Source organism: Roseococcus sp. GW821-FHT12F05 (genome assembly GCF_058806835.1).
In genome coordinates this window covers 32263-49743 of the sequence record NZ_JBXAQB010000018.1, presented here as the reverse complement: position 1 = coordinate 49743, position 17481 = coordinate 32263, and the positions used below count along the sequence as shown (strand labels likewise).

Genomic DNA, 17481 nt, shown 5'->3' with positions numbered 1-17481 from the left:
GTATAAGATACAAGTTCAGGCGAGGATGCGGCTCACGGGAAGAACCATGTCCGCCGAACTCCTGATCCTGCCAATCTTCGTCCCTTTGGGGCTCTTCGTCGCCGCCTTCTGCGCCGGCCTCGCGGGCTTCGCCTTCAACCTGATCGCGGCCGGAATCCTCCTCCACTTCGTCTCGCCCCAGGTGCTGGCGCCGGTGCTGGTGCTGGGCAACCTCGTGGTCCAGTCGATCAGCCTGCCGACGGTGCTGCGCTCGGTCCGCTGGCGGCCGCTGGTGGCGCCGATCCTGGCCGGCGTGCTGGGCCTGCCGATCGGCCTCCTGATCCTCGGCATCGCCGATCCGCGGCAGGTCGGCATCATCGTGGGGGTGCTGCTTGCGGGCTATGGCGGCTACGCGCTGGCGCGCATGGCGCTGCGCATCCAGCCGCGGCACATCCCGCCGAACCACTGGGTGGACAAGGCGGTCGGCTTCCTCTCAGGCATCCTGGGCGGGATCGGCGGCTTCTCCGGCGCGCTGCCGGCCATGTGGGTCGACCTGCAAGGCCTGACCAAGGAGGAGGCGCGCGCCCGGCTGCAGCCCTTCGTGACGGTGATGCAGGTCATCACCGCGATCAGCCTGGCCCTCGGCGGATTCGTCACGCGCGAAACCGGCTGGACCCTGCTGACCGGCCTGCCCGCGCTGATGCTGGGCACCTGGCTCGGCCTCAAGGCCTTCCACATCATTCCCGCACAGGGCTTCCGACTGGTGCTGGTGGGGCTGCTGTTCCTCTCCGGGATCTCGCTGCTGCTTTAACGGAATCGAAAGACTTCCGGCCCGACCCTCCCGGGATGCCAGAGCCCTCCCCCGATGCCGCGCTCTTCGCCGCGCTGGTCGCGGCCCGTCCGCCGCCGCCGCAGGCGCCGCCGGACAGGATGGCGGAGCTGGTCCTGCGGCTCGCCGATTCCATCCGGCATGTCGGCGCCCTCCTGCGCGAGGCCTCGGCCGAGCTCGCCGAAGGGAGCATCGCCCGGCTGCCGGAGCTCGTCGCCCAGGCCGAGGCCGCCTCGCTGGAACAGGCGGCCTGCGCGCGCGGATTGCTGGACGCCCTCGCCGAGCCAGACGCGCGCCGGGCGGCTTGAGGTCCTCATCCCCCCCGGCGCGACGCCACGAGCATGTCCACGAAGGCGCGCGCCGGCGCCGGGCGGTAGCGCCCCGGCGGGAAGACCGCATGCGCCGCTCCTGCCGGCAGGCCCCAGTCCGGCAGCAGCCACACGAGCCGCCCGGCCGCGATGTCGCCCTTCACCAGGTAGTCCGGCAGCACCGAGGCGCCGGCGCCGGCCAGCACCCCGCCATGCACCGCCAGCGTCGAGTTCATCGAGATCGCTGCCTTGGGCTCGATCGTGCAGGTCGTGCCGTCGGTGTGCCGCAGCAGCCAGTGCAGCGGCGTCGGCAGCGCCATGTTCGCCACCCAGGGCAGCGCCGTCACCGACTCGGGCGTGTCGCCAGCGGCCTGCGCCACCGAGGGCGCCGCAACGATCAGGTGGTCGAAGGTGCCGAGGCTGCGCGCCACGTGCCCCGGGCCGCCCACCGGCCCCATCCGGATGGCGAGGTCGATCCGCTGCTCGATGAGGTCCAGCTTCGTGTCGGACAGCACGACCTCCAGCGACACGGCCGGGTAGCGCTGCCGGAATGCGCCCACCAGCGGCGCCAGCACCGCGGTGCCATAGGCGAAGGTCGCGGTCAGGCGCAGCGTGCCGCTGGGCTCGCGCGTGGTCTCGCCGAGCTCCGCCACGGCCTCCTCGGCCTGGCGCAGGATCTCGACGCAGCGCGCGTGGAAGGCGAGGCCGGCGACGGTTGGCTCTGTCCGGCGGGTGGTGCGCGCGATCAGCGTGATCCCGAGCGACGCCTCCAGCCGCGCCACCTGCTGGCTCACCACGGCCTTGGAGACGCCGAGCCGCGCCGCGGCCGCCGTGAAGGACCGGGCGTCCACCACGGCCACGAAATAGGACAGGCGATTGAGCTGCGTGGCGCTCCCCGACATGGCGACCCCTGGAATCGATTGTTCGCTTTTAGCTTACACTGTTTCAATGCCGTGGCAGTATCTTCCGGGGGGTGCAGATGCGATTGTCCCAATAGGAACCCGCATGACCATCGCCACTTTCATTTTCGATCCGCTTTGCGGCTGGTGCTACGGCGCCTCTCCGGTCCTGGACCGGATGGGAGAGGACGGCTTCGGCATCGAGCTGCTGCCCATCGGCCTGCCGGAGGAGGCGCGGCCGATCGAGCCGGACTTCGCCGAGCTCATCTGGGGCACGGACCGGCTGGTGGCGCAGCACACCGGACAGCCCTTCACCCGCGCCTATCAGGCCCTGCTCAACGGCGGCTCCGCGAATCTCGACGCCTGGCCCGCGACGCTGGCCGCGATCGCCGTGGCCCGCACCCGGCCCGACCGGCAGGTCGCCGCGCTGCAGGCCCTGCAGATCGCCCGATTCGTGAATGGCCGCGACACCGGCGACACGATGGTGGTTGAGACGATCCTGCGCGAGATCGGGCTGCGCAACGCGGCGGATCTGCTGGCCGCGGCGAATCCGGTGCTGGTCGCGGCGGCCGCGGCGGCGGTCGCCCGCGGCCGCGGGCTGCTCCTGGAGCACGGCATGGACGGTGGTCCGGCGGTGCTGCTCACCGGCCCAGAAGGCTCGCGCCTGCTGGGCGCCAAGGTGCTGATCGCCCGGGCGGCGGCGCAGAAGCCGCGCCAGGAGCCGGTGGCCGAAGGCCTCGGGCTGTGGCGCCAGCGCCGGTTCGCCCCGGTTCCAAGCTTCGCCTGAGGCCATCTGCGGGCTGCGCCCGTGGCAGACGGCCTCGCCCACCCGGCTCGGATTGTCAGCGCCAGGACGTTGCGGCTATTTCTGGCAGCCGTTCCTGGAATCGGTCGAATGTCGCTGGCAGTCTCAGTCGAAAACGAAATCAGGGCAGCATTTCACAAGGGTATCGCATTCGCCCGACTGCATTCGGCGACTTTCGTCATTGTCCTGATCATCAATTTCCTGGCGCATGGCTATCTTTTCGTCGAGTATATTTTCAACAATCATACCTTGCCGCTGATCCTGATGCAGCCCTGGCCGGGACATCGGATCTGGGAAGGCCGCTGGATCGCGGAGTTCATCTACCATCTGCAGGGCGGAAGCGGCATTCCGCTGCTTCACCAGAGCCTGGCCACAGTACTCCAGATCTGCAACGGGATCTACTTCGCCACCCTCCTGCGTCCGACATCCAGGGCGCAGATCGTGATTGGCGCGACGATCATCAGCATCCATCCTTATATTCTCGATTATTACAGCTATGTCGGCGATCATCTGGTCTTCGTCCTGGGCGATTCGTTCATTCTTCTGGCCTTCGGGCTGGCGATCCGGAACCGGCACTGGTCCAGCCTGCTGGCGGCCGCCTGCCTCGTCTCCTTCGCGCTTGCGACCTACCAGCCGAAGATCTCCATCCTCGCGGTGATCGTGGCGATCTTCACCCTCACCTGGTTCGCCCAGCCGCACGACCGGCAGCCGACGCTCCGCGAGCTGATCGTCCCGCCATTGGCCCTGGCCCTGACATTCGTTGCCGGAATTGTCTTGTACTATGTTCAGTTCAAGGCCTTGTTTTATTTCTGGCCCAATGCGTCCACGGCCCTTCGACTGTATACGAATAATTTCGATGATATCATCAAGATAATTCCCGAGATCTACCGGAATTTCGGCCAACATATTTTTCTGGAGTCTTATATATTTCCGATCTGGGTGCAATGGATCCAAGCGGCGATCATTGGGATATTTTTTTGTTTTTACGCATGGACCGTATGGAAGAATTCCCATAACATCAAGATTAAATTGTATGTCTATCTGATTTCTATCTTCATGATGGTTACGATCCCGCTCTACATATACGCCTCCTTCATCGTATCGAAGAACAGTTATTGGCTGTTTTTCCGATTTTATGTGGCCTACAGCTATCTTCTTGCCTTCCTCCTGATCCACCTCGTCAAGCTCGCTCCGGGCCTGCTGCTCAGGCGCGCCTCCTGCCTGCTGTCCGCCCTGGTGATCGCCCGCTTCGTCGTCCTCGACGCCAGGATCCTGCATTACTCCTATCTGGATCGCGTGCAGGAGCTCGCGATCGTGACGCGCGCCCTCGACCGCCTCGAGCGGGATCCCCGCTTCGCCTCGGCCTCGCCGCATGCCCTGGTCGTCTTCGGTCTCACGCCCCGATCCTGGCCGCGCGACCTGTCCCCGGGCATGCCGGTCGCCAACAACCAGATCCCGGCCTTCCACTTCTTCCGGCAGCCCGAGCTGCTGAACTTCTATGCCGGCCAGCAGGCCTTCCGATATCCGACCGCCGCGGAGATCGCCGTCGCCCGGACCTATGCCGAGACGCACGCCGCCTGGCCCGCGGCCGACAGCGTGACCTTCCTGGAGGGCGGCATCGCCGTGATCGTCTTCGAGGTGCCCCAGAGCTGGACCTCGACGACCATGACCCAATAGCGGATTTGCGCGGCATCCATATTGCCGCAGTGTGGCAGCGCGGCCTCGACGGCCGCGTTATCCTCTCCGGGCGCCGCCGCCCCTCAAGCCCGAGGTCAAATGATCCATGCCTGACAAGACCACGCTGCAGAAGCTCTCGGCCGCCGTGGAGGCCAATTTCGACGAGCAGGTCCGCTTCCTGGCCGACATCGTCCGCCACCCCTCGCTGCGCGGCCGCGAGGCGCCCCTGCAGGACCACATGTACCGCTGGTTCGCCGGCCGCGGCTACGGCTACACGGTCGACCGCTTCTCCATCGCCGACGTCCGCTGGCTCGAGCATCCCAAGGCCAGCCCGATGGTGGAGGTGGACCCCGCCGGCTCCTTCCAGGTGGTGGCCTCGAAGCGCTGCGCCTCGCCCATTGGCCGCAGCCTGATCATCCAGGGCCATATCGACGTCGTCCCCGAGGGCCCAGCCGAGATGTGGACCTACCCGCCCTATGGCGGCACGGTGAAGGACGGCTGGATGTATGGCCGCGGCGCGCATGACATGAAGTCCGGCGTCTCGGCCATGTGCTTCGCCATGGAGGCGCTGCGCGCCGCCGGCTTCGCGCCCGCTGCCGATGTCTTCCTGCAGACCGTCACCGAGGAGGAGAGCACCGGCAACGGCGCGCTGGCGACCCTGCTGCGCGGCTACCGCGCCGACGCCTGCCTCATCCCCGAGCCCACCGGCGGCACCATCACCCGCGCCCATACCGGCACGCTCTGGTTCCGCATCAAGGTGCGCGGCGTGCCCGTGCACGTGGCCGTGGCGCAGTCGGGCAGCAACGCCATCATGAGCGGCTACCACCTCATCCAGGCCCTGCAGGAGCATACGAAGGAGCTCAACAAGGCCGCGAAGGACGACAAGTGGTATTCGGGGATCCAGGACCCCATCAAGTTCAACCCGGGCATCATCCGCGGCGGCGACTGGGCCAGCTCGACTCCGGCGTGGTGCGAGGTGGACTGCCGCATCGGCCTCCTCCCCGGCCAGGATGTCGCCGCCCAGCAGCGTGCCGTGGAGAAGGCCGTCGCCGCCGCGGCCCGGACCGACAACTTCCTCGCCAACAACCCGCCCGAGGTGCAGTGGCACGGCTTCCTGGCCGACGGCTACGTGCTGGAGCCGGGCACCGAGGCCGAGGCCGTCCTCGCCGAAGCCCATCGCGCCGCCTTCGGCGAGGATATGGGGGCCCGAATCACCACCGCCGTGAACGACACCCGATTCTACGGGCTCTACTTCGACATGCCGGCGCTCTGCTACGGGCCGAAGGGAGAAGGCGCCCACGCCTTCGACGAACGGACCAATCTCGAACATCTCAAGACAACCACCCTCGCCATGGCCGCCTTCATCGCCGATTGGTGCGGACTTAAGGCACTGGAGTGACGGGAGCTCCGCCCCCGACCTGCCAGAGGGTGGATATGTGTGTTCATCGCTCCCTGGACCCACCTCTGTGGATTCGGTGGATCCTGGGGATAAGCAAATCTCCGCTTCCGCGCTTGTCATGTGGCTGCCATGACACAGCAGGTTGCACCCGCCCAGATTCGGCCTCATATGAACGAAGCGGGAACAACGGCAGAGTTCCTAAGCCTTCGTGAAAATTGGGCAAACCACTCCATCTTGTGTGCAGCCAGGGCATTCATCCCCATATGTGGGGAGGCTGTTGATAACCCGGATCGACTGAGGCATGATTCACGACCGGGGGATTGAGGGGATTCAAGACCGTGTTCGATGCAGTTCAGCTTCAGGGTCATCACCAGGTGCAGGTGGATCGCAGCCGCGATTCCATGCTGACCGACTTCGGCCGCGCCACGCTCGATGACCGCTACCTGCTGCCCGGAGAGAGCTACCAGGATCTCTTCGCGCGGGTGGCCTCGGCCTATGGCGACGATGCCGCGCATTCGCAGCGGCTCTACGACTATATCAGCAAGCTCTGGTTCATGCCGGCCACGCCTGTGCTGTCGAACGGGGGTACGACGCGCGGGCTGCCGATCAGCTGCTTCCTGAACGAGGCCAATGACAGCCTCGAATCCATCGTCGGCCTCTGGAACGAGAATGTCTGGCTCGCCTCCAAGGGCGGCGGCATCGGCTCCTATTGGGGCAACCTGCGCAGCCTCGGCGAGAAGGTCGGCCAGAACGGCAAGACCTCCGGCATCGTGCCCTTCATCCGCGTGATGGACAGCCTGACGCTCGCCATCAGCCAGGGCTCGCTGCGCCGGGGCTCGGCGGCGGTCTACCTGCCGATCAGCCATCCGGAGATCGAGGAGTTCATCGAGATCCGCCGCCCCACCGGCGGCGATCCGAACCGCAAGGCGCTCAACCTGCACCACGGCATCCTGGTGTCGGACGCCTTCATGCGCGCCGTCGAGTCCGACGACACCTGGGCGCTCACCTCGCCCAAGGACGGCGCCATCGTGCGCACCCTCTCGGCCCGCTCGCTCTGGATCCGGCTGCTGACGGCCCGCATCGAGACCGGCGAGCCCTACATCATCTACTCCGACCACGTGAACAACGCGCGGCCGGAGCACCACAAGCTCGCGGGCCTCGAGGTGAAGACCTCCAATCTGTGCAGCGAGATCACCCTGCCCACCGGCCTCGACCAGCATGGCGAGCAGCGCACCGCCGTGTGCTGCCTCTCCTCGCTCAACCTCGAGACCTGGATGCAGTGGAAGGACGACCCGCTCTTCATCACCGACGTCATGCGGTTCCTGGACAACGTGCTCCAGAACTTCATCGACACCGCGCCCGACAGCATGTCCCGCGCGCGCTACTCGGCGATGCGCGAGCGCTCTGTCGGCCTCGGCGTGATGGGCTTTCATTCGTTCCTCCAGGGCCTGAACGTTCCCTTCGAGAGCGTCATCGCCAAGGTCTGGAACAAGAAGATGTTTCGCCACATCCGCGAGCAGGCCGACGCCGCCTCGCGGCTGCTCGCCGAGGAGCGGGGCCCCTGCCCGGATGCCGCCGAGTACGGCTTCCTGGAGCGCTTCTCCAACAAGATGGCGATCGCGCCGACAGCCTCGATCTCCATCATCTGCGGCGGCGCCTCGCCCGGCATCGAGCCGATCGCGGCGAACGTCTACAACCACAAGACGCTCTCCGGCTCCTACATCGTGCGCAACCCGTACCTGAAGGCGGTGCTGGCCAAGCACGGGCGCGACGACGACGACACCTGGACCTCCATCACCGTCACCAAGGGCTCGGTGCAGCACCTCGACTTCCTGGACGACCAGGAGAAGGCCACCTTCAAGACCGCCTTCGAGCTGGACCAGCGCTGGGTGATCGAGCATGCGGCGGACCGCACGCCCTATATCTGCCAGTCGCAGTCGGTGAACGTCTTCCTGCCGGCGAACGTCCACAAGCGCGACCTGCACCAGATCCACATGACCGCGTGGAAGAAGGGCATGAAGAGCCTGTACTATTGCCGGTCGCTGTCGATGGCGCGGGCCGACACGATCAGCGAGAAGGTGGCGGTGCAGCCGCGACTCGGGTTCACGGACGAGCAGCTGGCGCTGCAGCTGCTGGCGCCGGCGGCGCCGGTTTCGACAAATTACGAGGAATGCCTCGCCTGCCAGTGAGGGGGCTTTGCCCCCTCACACTCCCCCACCAGGGCTTTTGGCCCTGGACCCTTTTTACAGATGGAAGGTGCAGGAAACTCAGTTTCCTGCCGGGGTCCAGGGGCGGAGCCCATGGCCTTAACCATCAAAACCTAAGGCACCCCCCATGGCCGACGGCACCATCGACGAGCTCCCCATCAAGTTCGACCTGCTGACCGCCAACCCGGTCTACAAGCCCTTCCGCTATCCCTGGGCCTACGACGCCTGGCTGATGCAGCAGCGCGTCCACTGGCTGCCGGAAGAGGTTCCGATGGCCGACGACGTCAAGGACTGGCAGAAAAACCTCACCGACGGCGAGAAGAACCTTGTCACGCAGATCTTCCGCTTCTTCACCCAGGCGGACGTCGAGGTGAACAACTGCTACATGAAGCACTACTCCCAGGTGTTCAAGCCGACGGAGGTGCTCATGATGCTGTCGGCCTTCTCGAACATCGAGACGATCCACATCGCGGCCTACAGCCATCTCCTCGACACCATCGGCATGCCAGAGCTCGAGTACTCCGCCTTCCTCAAATACAAGGAGATGAAGGAGAAGTACGACTACATGCAGAACTTCTCGGTCGAGAACAAGACCGAGATCGCCAAGACGCTGGCCGCATTCGGCGCCTTCACCGAGGGCCTGCAGCTCTTCGCCTCCTTCGCGATCCTCATGAACTTCCCGCGCCACAACAAGATGAAGGGCATGGGCCAGATCGTGACCTGGTCGGTGCGCGACGAGACGCTGCACTGCCTGTCCTGCATCCGCCTCTTCCGCACCTTCGTGCAGGAGAATCCGGAGATCTGGAACGAGGAGCTGCGCCGCGACCTCTATCTGATCTGCGCGACCATCGTGGACCACGAGGACGCCTTCATCGACCTCGCCTTCGCCATGGGGCCAGTGACGGGTCTCAGCGCGGCGGAGACCAAGCTGTACATCCGCTTCATCGCCGACCGCCGCCTGCAGCAGCTGGGGCTCGAGCCGCTCTACCACATCGAGAAGAACCCCCTGCCCTGGCTCGACGAGATGCTGAACGCCATCGAGCACACGAATTTCTTCGAGAACCGCTCGACGGAATACTCCAAGGCTTCGACCGAGGGTTCGTGGGAGGAGGCCTTTGCGGGCGACGTCTTCACCTCGCCGCAGCCCGAGGGCGCGATCGAGCTCGACGGGCGTCACTGAGAGGGGGCGACATTAAGGCCGGCGGCATTGATGCGCTGACCGGGGAGGCGTAAGCCCGTCCCGCCATGCTTCGTGTCATCCGCTTCTCCGCCCTGCTCCTTCTCGCGCTGGTCGCGGGAATCTGGGGCTATGCCTGGGTCACCAAGGGCCCGGACGAGACGCTGGGCGAGGCCTTCGCGGCCCGCCTGGCCGGCGTCTTCGGCCAGGACATGGCGGTGCCGTCGGCGGGCGGAGGCGGCATGCAGCTGCCGGGCGGCGTCTCGCTCGGCGGGCCCTTCGAGCTGGTGGACCAGACGGGCAAGGCGGTCACCGACCGCGACTATGCCGGCCGCTGGCTGCTCGTCTATTTCGGCTTCACCTATTGCCCCGACGTCTGCCCGACCGAGCTCGGCACCATGGCCTCGGCGCTCGACGTGCTGGGCCCGGCCGGCGAGTCGGTGACGCCGCTGCTCATCACCATCGACCCCCAGCGCGACACGCCGGCGGCCCTGGCCGACTACGTCTCCCGCTTCCATCCGCGCCTGCAGGGGCTGACCGGCACGCCCGAGCAGATCGCGGCGGTGGCGCGGCGCTATCGGGTCTATTATGCTCGGGTCCAGCGGCCGGACATGACCGACTACCTGATGGATCATTCCAGCTTCATCTACCTGGTCGGGCCCGACGGGCGGGTCCGCTCGCTCTTTCGGCCGGAAATGACGCCGGAACAGATCGCCGCGGCGGTCGAGGGCCAGATGCGTGCGGCGGCACGCACCGGCTCGTGAGTCTTGGCGAAGCGCTTCAATTCGGCGCATAAACCTTCCAACGGATTCGCTGGATTCGGCCCTGCCGGTCCCGAAGGAGTAATGAATGGCTGACGAGGAAGACCGGGGCGAGGGCGGGGAAGACGCCGCCCGGGTCGGCTCCGCTCCGCGCCAGGGACGACGGCTTTCGGACAAGATCCTGGTCGCCTTCCACCAGGCCTGCGACCAGGGGGACTTCGAGGTCGCCGAGCAACTCCTGCGCGTGCTGGAGATGATGCTGACCCGCCGTCCCGTCTCGCCCGACATCAACCGCCGCCGCAACATCGAGACGCTGGTCGCCGCGCATGAGCGGCTCTGGCACCTGCGGCACCCGGAAGCCACCGGGGAGCAGTAGGCGCACCCGCGGAGGGAAACCTGCGCCTCCCGCCGCTCAATCCGCTTCATGCCTTCGAGGCCGCGGCCCGCCACGGCAGCTTCACCCGCGCGGCCGAGGAGCTGCAGGTCACGCAATCGGCGGTCAGCCGGCAGGTGGCGGTGCTGGAGGGCTATCTCCGCAAGCGCCTGTTCCGCCGCGACCGGCACGGCATCAGCCTGACCGCCGACGGGCGCGCCTACCACGCGGAGATCTCGCCCGCCTTCCTGCGCATCGCCGGCGCCACGCAGCGCATCCTGGCGGCGGACCTGCGGCCCATCCGGCTGCGCTCCTACAGCACCTTCGCCACGCGCTGGCTCCTGCCGCGGCTGCCGCGCTTCCAGGAGGCGCATCCGGGGCTGGAGGTGGTGATCAGCACGGGGGTCGCGCCCATCGACTTCGCCCGCGAGGAAGCCGACGTGGCCATCCAGTTCGGCCCCGGGGACTGGCCGGGACTCGATCAGCGCCGGCTGATCGCCGACGTCATCCAGCCCGTCTGCAGCCCCAGGCTCCTGCGCCGCCGCAACGCGCCGCGCGCGATCGCCGACCTCGCGCGCTGCACGCTGCTGCACACCAAGTACCGCCGCAACGACTGGCAGGACTGGCTGGAGGCAATGGGCGGCCCGGACATCGCCGCGACGGGCATGGTGCTGCCCGGCTCGGTGCTGGCCTACCAGGCGGCGATGGAGGGCCTCGGCGTCGCCATGGGGCAACTGCCGATGCTGCGGCAGGAGATCGCGGCCGGTGTGCTGGTCCCGCTCTTCGAGCCGCTGGCACGGCCCCTCGCCCACTACGCCGTCTGGCCCGCGCGCCAGCCGCCCGATCACCGGCTCCGTGCCTTCCTGGACTGGCTGGAGGCCGAGGGCGCCCAGGGCTGACATTCCTTTTGGGAAGGCCAACCTTCGGAGAAGGAAGTTGCGCGCCGCGCCGGCCGCTGCCAACGAGGCGCAGGAGGAAAACTCATGCCCGATGCCGCCCCTTCCGACGTCCGCGTGGAGACCGACGGTCACGTCGCCACGGTGTGGCTCTGCCGGCCGCCGAACAACTTCATCGACCTCCGGCTCACGTCGCAGATCGCCGATGCGCTGGAGGCGCTCGACGCCGACGCCGCCTGCCGGGCCGTCGTGCTCACCGGCGAGGGCAAGCATTTCTGCGCCGGCGCCGACTTCTCCAACCGCGACCGCAAGGCCGGCGACGCCGATGCCTCCGGCCGCACCATCTACACCGAGGGCGCGCGGCTGCTGCGCACGAAGAAGCCGATCGTGGCCGCCGTGCAGGGCGCCGCGGTGGGCGCCGGACTCGGCCTCGCCGTGGTGGCGGACTTCCGCATCGCCTGCCCGGAGGCGCGCTTCAGCGCGAACTTCACCCGGCTCGGCTACCATCCCGGCTTCGGGCTGACCGCCTCCCTGCCCCGGCTGATCGGCGCGCAGAAGGCGGCGCTGCTCTTCTACACGGGCCGCCGGATCACGGGCGAGGAGGCCTTCGCCATGGGACTCGCCGACCAGCTCGTGCCGCAGGAGGAGGTGCTCTCCGCCGCCCGCGCCCTGGCGCTGGAGATCGCCGGCAGCGCGCCGCTGGCCGTCGCCGCCACCCGCGCCACGCTGCGCGAGGGCATCGCCGAGGATTACGAGCGCACCACCGCCCATGAGCTCGCCCAGCAGAAATGGCTGCGCGAGACCCATGATTTCCGCGAGGGCACGAAGGCCATGGCCGAGCGCCGCGCGCCCAACTTCACGGGGAGCTGAGCCATGCCGCTGATCGAGATTCCCGAGGAGCACCGCATGCTCCAGGAGCTGGTGCGCAAGTTCGTGGATCGCGAGCTGATGCCGCTGGAGCCCGCCGTCCTCGCCCGCGAGGCGGAGGGCGGCGCGCTCGGCCTCACGCCGGCGGAGGAGGAGCCGCTGCATGCGAAGTGCCGTGAGCTCGGCCTCTGGGGCCTCGACGTGCCGGAGGACCTGGGCGGCGCCAACATGCCGGCCTCGGCGCTGGTGCTCGTGCAGGAGGAGCTGGGCCGGACGGTGACGCCCTTCCTCTTCCCGCCCGACAGCCCGAACCTGCACATGATGCTGTCCGTCGCCGACGCGTACCAGCGCGAGCACTATCTCGGCCCCTACGCGGCGGGCGAGAAGAAATCCTGCATCGCCATCTCCGAGCCGGGCGCCGGCGGCGACCCCGGCGGCATGCTGACCCGCGCCGTCAGGGACGGCGACGACTGGATCATCAACGGCCGCAAGATCTGGGTGAGCCGCGTCACCGCGGCCGACTTCATCATCCTCATGGCGCGCACCAGCCCGGGCAAGCGCGCCGACGGCGTCACGGCCTTCCTCGTCGACAAGGGCACGCCGGGCTTCCTCGTGGAGCGGCAGATCAAGATGATCGGCGGCCGCCGCACCTACGAGCTGGTCTTCGAGGACTGCCGCGTGCCGGACCGCAACGTGCTGGGCGAGGTCGGCCAGGGCTACGAGCCCATGCAGCTGCGCCTCAACGTCCGGCGGCTGGAGCTGGGGGCGCGCTGCATCGGCATCTCCGAGCGCGCGCTGCAGATGATGTGCGTGCAGGTGAAGCAGCGCGTCACCTTCGGCGTGCCGCTCTCCGAGCGCCAGGCCATCCAATGGTGGATCGCCGACGCCGCGACGAAGATCCACGCCTGCCGGCTCATGGTGCAGGCGGGCGCGGCGACGCTGGACGCCGGCGGGGACGTGCGCAACGAGGCCTCGATGATCAAGGTCTATGCGACGGAGATGGCGACCGAGATCGTGGACCACGCCATGCAGGCCTTCGGCGCCATGGGCATGACGCGCGAGCTGCCGCTGCAGCTCATGGCACAGCAGGTGCGCGTGATGCGGATCTACGAGGGTCCGTCGGAAGTTCACCGCATGGCGATCGCGCGGCGGGCGCTGAAGCAGTACAACTAGAGCATGATCGCTGCTGGTGGAATCACCGGAAGCGTGAATCATGCTCTCAAAACAGGAAGCTAGAGGCTTTGCAGTGAGCTCTTGCGAACGAAGAGGGCTCTAGCCGCGCGGCGCGTCGGGAGCTCCGCCCGCCCGCCGCCGGGCCGGTCAATCGGCTTCGACGGCCCGACGCGGCGTCGCGACGCGGCGGCCCGGGAAGGCCAGCTTCAGGGGCGTGAAGCTCTTGACGAACCAGCTCTTCGCCATGTCGGGCCGGGAGCTCTCGAGCTGACCGACCGCCTGGAAACCGGCGCTGAGGAAGAATCCCGGCGCGTTCAGGCCGTGGATCATGACTTCCAGTCCCCGGAGCTCCTGGGCCCGGGCGAATTCCTCGGCCGAGAGCAGCAGCTGCGTCCCCAGGCCCTGCCGGCGCCGCGACGAATCCACCCAGATTCCTTCGATGCTGGCCCATTCGCCCCAGACGCTCAGGAAGCAGGCGGCCACCATGGCGTCGTCATCCTGGATCAGCAGCCAGCGGGTCTGGTTCGGATGGCGGCGCATCGCCTTCCGCAGAGGTGCGCCGAAAGCCTTGCGGATGGACATGTCTAGGTGCTTGTCGATCTGCTCGTGCTGCTCCACCCACATCGTGATCGTGTCCTCCGAGATACCGGGGTCGGTTGCCGCAGCATGGTTTGATCGAAAGCCTGGCGTCAGCCCAGCGCCTTCGCCGCCTCCAGCACCTGCGCCGCATGCGCCTCCGGCTTCACCTTGCGCCAGATGGCCGCGATCTTCCCGTCCTTGTCGACCAGGAAGCTGGAGCGCTCGAAGCCCATGTACTTGCGCCCCATGAACTGCTTCTCGACCCAGGTGCCATAGGCCTCGGCGAGGTGGTGCTCCGGGTCGCTCGCCAGCGGGAAGGTCAGGTTGAACTTCTTCGCGAATTTCTCGATGGGCGGCATGGGGTCGGGGCTGACGCCGATGATGGTGATCCCCGTCCTGCCCAGGGCCGGCAGGGCCTCCTGGATGCCGCAGGCTTGGGTGGTGCAGCCGGGCGTGTTCGCCTTGGGGTAGAAGTAAAGCAGGTAGGGCTTCCCCTTCAGCGACGCGGCGCTGACCGTGCGCCCGCCCGAGGCCTCCAGGGTGAAGTCCGGCGCGGCGTCGCCGACGGCCAGTTCGCTCATGCCAGGATCCTCTTCAGCTTGCGCACGGCGCTGTCCGGCGTGGAGAAGACCGGCAGGCCCGTAGCCCCCGCCACCATCGGCGCCACATGCGCCAGGCTGAACTGGCCGAGCGCGATGGCGTCGCAGTCCTTCAGTGCGAGCGAGGCCTCCATGGCCAGCCGGTCATGCGCCGCGACGTCGCCGGCGTCGAGCGCGGCCAGCGCGCCCTCGGCGAGGCAGGGCACGACCTCGATGCCCTCGGGGAATTCCGGCGGCATGGAGGAGAGCGTGCCCGGGAAGGTCGCGAGCAGCCCCACCTTCCGCGCGCCCGAGGCCACGATCTCCTCGATCATCGCCTCGTTCGGCTTGAGCACCGGCATGGACGCGTGCTCGGCCGCGACGGCCTCTATGCAGGGCCCGAAGGCCGAGCAGGTGAAGAGGATGGCCTCCGCCCCCGTGCCCGTCGCGTAGTCGCCCAGCGCGCGGAAGCGCTGCGTCATCTCCGGCGTCAGCTTCCCCTGGCGGGCAAGATCGGCGGACAGGCTGTCGTCCATCAGGTTCATCAGCGTGTTGCCGGGCCAGAGCCGCGCGAAGGCTGCCTCGATCGGCGGCGGCGAGTGGCGCAGCGCGTGGATCAGCGTGATGCGCGGCATATCATCGACCTCTGGGGCTCAGCCCTTGCAGCGCTTCAGCGGGCTCGGGAACTCGCGGCAGTCGGTGAAGACCACCTCGTCCTCGCCGACGCGCCGGACGCGCAGGATGTTGGGGTTGTTGTCGCAGCCGAAGCCGGCCTCGGGAACGGCGGCGCGGCCGGGCATGGGCACGAAGCGGAATTCGAGGCCGTTGGGGATGAGCGCCACCGTCTCGATCGCGCGCTGGCGGAAGGCGACGTCCAGGCTCGAGACACGCATCACCACGTCCCGCGTCACGATCACGGAGACATTGCCGAAGCAGGCCGGCCCGTCGGTTTCGGTCGCGGGGAAGATGCCGCCGGTCCAGCCGCCGAACATCCACTCGTGGGGCGGTCCCTGGCGGGTCTGGGCCCGGGCGGTCTGAGACGAGAGCGCGGGGGCGGCCAGCAGGCCGGACACGAGAGGAAGCAGCGAACGTCGGCGCAGCATGAAAACTCCTGGCAACAGCTTTCCCCTATGTAGCCCGCCGGGCCGGCGGCGCCAGGCCCGGGATGGCGGTCTTGGGTCCGTCCTGGATGGGAAGGTGGATGAAGGCCGCAAAGGCGGCGAAGGCGATGCTAACGCTCCACATGAGGTCGTAGTTGCCGGTCAGGTCGAAGATATAGCCGCCGAGGAAGGCGCCGGTGAAGCCGCCGAGCTGATGGCCCAGGAAGACGATGCCGAAGATGGTGGCGAGCCAGCGCGTGCCCCAGTTGCGCGCGCAGAGCGCCACCGTCGGCGGCACGGTGGAGAGCCAGAGCAGCCCCATGAAGGCGGAGAAGATCAGCACGTTGGTCGTGGTCTTCTCGGCGAAGAGGAAGACCGCCATCAGCACGCCGCGCAGCGCGTAGATCGCCACCAGCAGCTCGCGCCGCTTCCAGCGCTGGGAGAGCTCGCCCGCGCCGAGCGAGCCCACCACGTTGAACAGGCCGATCAGCGCGATGGAGGCCGCGCCCACCGAGGCCGGCAGGTGGCAGGTCGCCACGAAGCCCGGCAGGTGGACGGCGAGGAAGCTCACATGCACGCCGCAGACGAAGAAGCCCGCGAAGAGGCACCAGAAGCTCGGCGAGGAGGTCGCAGCCCGCAGCGCCTCGCCGGCGGTCTGCTCCGTCGTGCCGGGCTTGGGCGGCGCCGGCTGGGCGCCGAGCGGCAGGGCCAGCGGGATCATCAGCAGGGCCGCGCCCGCCATCAGGAAGAGCGCGCCGTGCCATCCCGCGAGGTTGATGCCGAGCTGGCTCAGCGGCACGACGAGGAACTGACCGAAGCTGGAGCCCGCCGTGCCGAGGCCGACGGCACGGCCGCGCATGCTCTCGGGCAGGCCGCGGGTGAGCGCCGCTGAAATCACCGGCATGCCGGCGGCGGCGACGGCGACGCCCATGACGAGGCCGGCGAAGAAGGTGAAGAGGGGCAGGTTCTCGCTCAGCGCCATGCCGAGGATGCCGACGGAATAGAGCGCGGCCCCGCCCATCACCACGGGCCGCGCGCCGAAGCGGTCGGCGAACTGGCCTGCGATCGGCTGGGCGAAGCCGTTCAGCAGCACCTGGAAGGCGATAGCCAGCGCGAAGCCCGAGGTGGACCAGCCGCGCTCTGCGGTCATGGGGGCGAGGAAGAGGCCGAAGCTCTGGCGCAGCCCCATGGCGAGGGCGGCGGCCGCGACGGCACAGGCGATCAGGATCCCGGCATTGCGGGTCGTGGCGGACATGCTTTCCCGGACTCCCCTGGGGCGAGGTCATCTTCCACGCGCCGTGGCGTCGCAGCAAATGCGCCGCACGCATGCCATGCCATGCGCGCGGCGCCGGTCTGCGGGGCGCGGCTCAGGCGGCTAACGCGGGATAGTCCTCGTCCGTCACCGCCGCGGCCAGCTCCTCGAAGGCGCCGCTCCAGGCGGAACGCAGCTCCGGCGTGAAATCCTCCGCCAGGCATTCCGCGAGCATCCATTCCAGCGCCTCGCCGATCGAGCGGAAGTGCTCCGGCCGCAGCCCGTGGACGACGTGGCGCTGCGCCAGGTCGCGCGCGATCGGCAGCAGGCGGTCGGGCTTGTCGAGCGTCGCCACCGCATAGCCGAGGGCGGCGATGAACCGCGTGCCCTGCGCCCGCATGTCCGCCCGGGCGAAGATAGCGCGCGTCGAGGGGTCGATGCGGAAGAGCCGCCCGTAGAAGAGGATGGCTGCCGGAGAGGCGATGGCTGCGACCTGCGCGAAGCTCTCGCGGATCAATCGGATGCTCTTCTCGTCCATGGCCAGACTCCCCCGAGGCTCGGGAGACAGGCTGCGCGCGCGATGTCACGGGCATTTGCCGCCGGCGGGCGCGGATTGTCGCGT

General features: G+C 68.0%; 19 protein-coding genes. 12 read left to right on the top strand and 7 right to left on the bottom strand.

Annotation, left to right across the window (positions count from 1 at the left end; genetic code table 11):
• The first annotated feature begins 46 nt into the window (after positions 1 to 46).
• Positions 47 to 790 carry a sulfite exporter TauE/SafE family protein gene (locus tag AC1ROY_RS29560; protein ID WP_493152527.1) on the top strand — a complete coding sequence of 248 codons (744 nt, stop codon included), beginning with the start codon at positions 47 to 49 and terminating at the stop codon, positions 788 to 790.
• Positions 791 to 825: 35 nt separating this feature from the next.
• Positions 826 to 1116: a hypothetical protein gene (locus AC1ROY_RS29555; protein WP_493152526.1), complete on the top strand. Its 291-nt coding sequence runs from the start codon at positions 826 to 828 to the stop codon at positions 1114 to 1116.
• A 5-nt stretch (positions 1117 to 1121) separates the two neighbouring features.
• On the opposite strand, the gene AC1ROY_RS29550 is transcribed toward AC1ROY_RS29555, so the two are convergent.
• Positions 1122 to 2018: a LysR family transcriptional regulator gene (locus AC1ROY_RS29550; protein WP_493152525.1), complete on the bottom strand. Its 897-nt coding sequence runs from the start codon at positions 2016 to 2018 to the stop codon at positions 1122 to 1124.
• A 103-nt stretch (positions 2019 to 2121) separates the two neighbouring features.
• On the opposite strand from AC1ROY_RS29550, the gene AC1ROY_RS29545 reads away from it, so the two are divergent.
• The 10 genes from AC1ROY_RS29545 to AC1ROY_RS29500 all read left to right on the top strand — a co-directional run bounded on the left by AC1ROY_RS29545 (position 2122) and on the right by AC1ROY_RS29500 (position 13350).
• Positions 2122 to 2802 (top strand): hypothetical protein, encoded by a 681-nt coding sequence (locus AC1ROY_RS29545; protein WP_493152524.1) that lies wholly within the window; start codon positions 2122 to 2124, stop codon positions 2800 to 2802.
• A 21-nt stretch (positions 2803 to 2823) separates the two neighbouring features.
• Positions 2824 to 4497, top strand: a complete 1674-nt coding sequence (locus AC1ROY_RS29540) for a glucosyltransferase domain-containing protein (protein WP_493152523.1) — start codon at positions 2824 to 2826, stop codon at positions 4495 to 4497.
• 106 nt (positions 4498 to 4603) lie between these two features.
• Positions 4604 to 5896 (top strand): ArgE/DapE family deacylase, encoded by a 1293-nt coding sequence (locus AC1ROY_RS29535; protein WP_493152522.1) that lies wholly within the window; start codon positions 4604 to 4606, stop codon positions 5894 to 5896.
• 338 nt (positions 5897 to 6234) lie between these two features.
• Positions 6235 to 8085: a ribonucleoside-diphosphate reductase subunit alpha gene (locus AC1ROY_RS29530; protein ID WP_493152521.1), complete on the top strand. Its 1851-nt coding sequence runs from the start codon at positions 6235 to 6237 to the stop codon at positions 8083 to 8085.
• A gap of 145 nt (positions 8086 to 8230) precedes the next feature.
• On the top strand, positions 8231 to 9283 hold the full coding sequence (locus AC1ROY_RS29525) for a ribonucleotide-diphosphate reductase subunit beta (protein WP_493152520.1): 1053 nt from the start codon (positions 8231 to 8233) through the stop codon (positions 9281 to 9283).
• Positions 9284 to 9348: 65 nt separating this feature from the next.
• Positions 9349 to 10044, top strand: coding sequence for an SCO family protein (locus tag AC1ROY_RS29520; protein ID WP_493152519.1), 696 nt, complete (start codon positions 9349 to 9351; stop codon positions 10042 to 10044).
• Positions 10045 to 10129: 85 nt separating this feature from the next.
• Complete coding sequence (locus AC1ROY_RS29515; RefSeq protein ID WP_493152518.1) at positions 10130 to 10417, top strand: hypothetical protein; 288 nt, start codon at positions 10130 to 10132, stop codon at positions 10415 to 10417.
• Positions 10378 to 11313 carry a transcriptional regulator GcvA gene (gene gcvA / locus AC1ROY_RS29510; RefSeq protein WP_493152618.1) on the top strand — a complete coding sequence of 312 codons (936 nt, stop codon included), beginning with the start codon at positions 10378 to 10380 and terminating at the stop codon, positions 11311 to 11313. The genes AC1ROY_RS29515 and gcvA overlap by 40 nt, the downstream gene beginning before the upstream one ends.
• Before the next feature lie 84 nt (positions 11314 to 11397).
• A complete protein-coding gene (locus tag AC1ROY_RS29505; protein ID WP_493152517.1) occupies positions 11398 to 12180 on the top strand; it encodes an enoyl-CoA hydratase/isomerase family protein in 783 nt (260 codons plus the stop codon).
• A 3-nt stretch (positions 12181 to 12183) separates the two neighbouring features.
• Entirely contained in the window at positions 12184 to 13350 is a 1167-nt protein-coding gene (locus tag AC1ROY_RS29500; RefSeq protein ID WP_493152516.1) for an acyl-CoA dehydrogenase family protein, read from the top strand.
• Between the two features lie 147 nt (positions 13351 to 13497).
• On the opposite strand, the gene AC1ROY_RS29495 is transcribed toward AC1ROY_RS29500, so the two are convergent.
• The 6 genes from AC1ROY_RS29495 to AC1ROY_RS29470 form a co-directional block, all read right to left on the bottom strand.
• Positions 13498 to 13974 carry a GNAT family N-acetyltransferase gene (locus AC1ROY_RS29495; protein ID WP_493152515.1) on the bottom strand — a complete coding sequence of 159 codons (477 nt, stop codon included), beginning with the start codon at positions 13972 to 13974 and terminating at the stop codon, positions 13498 to 13500.
• A 65-nt stretch (positions 13975 to 14039) separates the two neighbouring features.
• Positions 14040 to 14510, bottom strand: a complete 471-nt coding sequence (bcp, locus tag AC1ROY_RS29490) for a thioredoxin-dependent thiol peroxidase (RefSeq protein WP_493152514.1) — start codon at positions 14508 to 14510, stop codon at positions 14040 to 14042.
• On the bottom strand, positions 14507 to 15142 hold the full coding sequence (locus tag AC1ROY_RS29485) for an aspartate/glutamate racemase family protein (protein WP_493152513.1): 636 nt from the start codon (positions 15140 to 15142) through the stop codon (positions 14507 to 14509). Before AC1ROY_RS29485 ends, bcp begins: the two co-directional genes overlap by 4 nt.
• Before the next feature lie 18 nt (positions 15143 to 15160).
• On the bottom strand, positions 15161 to 15610 hold the full coding sequence (locus tag AC1ROY_RS29480) for a hypothetical protein (protein WP_493152512.1): 450 nt from the start codon (positions 15608 to 15610) through the stop codon (positions 15161 to 15163).
• A gap of 25 nt (positions 15611 to 15635) precedes the next feature.
• The gene (locus AC1ROY_RS29475) at positions 15636 to 16862 is read right to left on the bottom strand and encodes an MFS transporter (RefSeq protein WP_493152511.1); all 1227 of its coding nucleotides are present in this window, start codon (positions 16860 to 16862) and stop codon (positions 15636 to 15638) included.
• 112 nt (positions 16863 to 16974) lie between these two features.
• Entirely contained in the window at positions 16975 to 17397 is a 423-nt protein-coding gene (locus AC1ROY_RS29470; RefSeq protein WP_493152510.1) for a globin domain-containing protein, read from the bottom strand.
• Between the last annotated feature and the right edge of the window lie 84 nt (positions 17398 to 17481).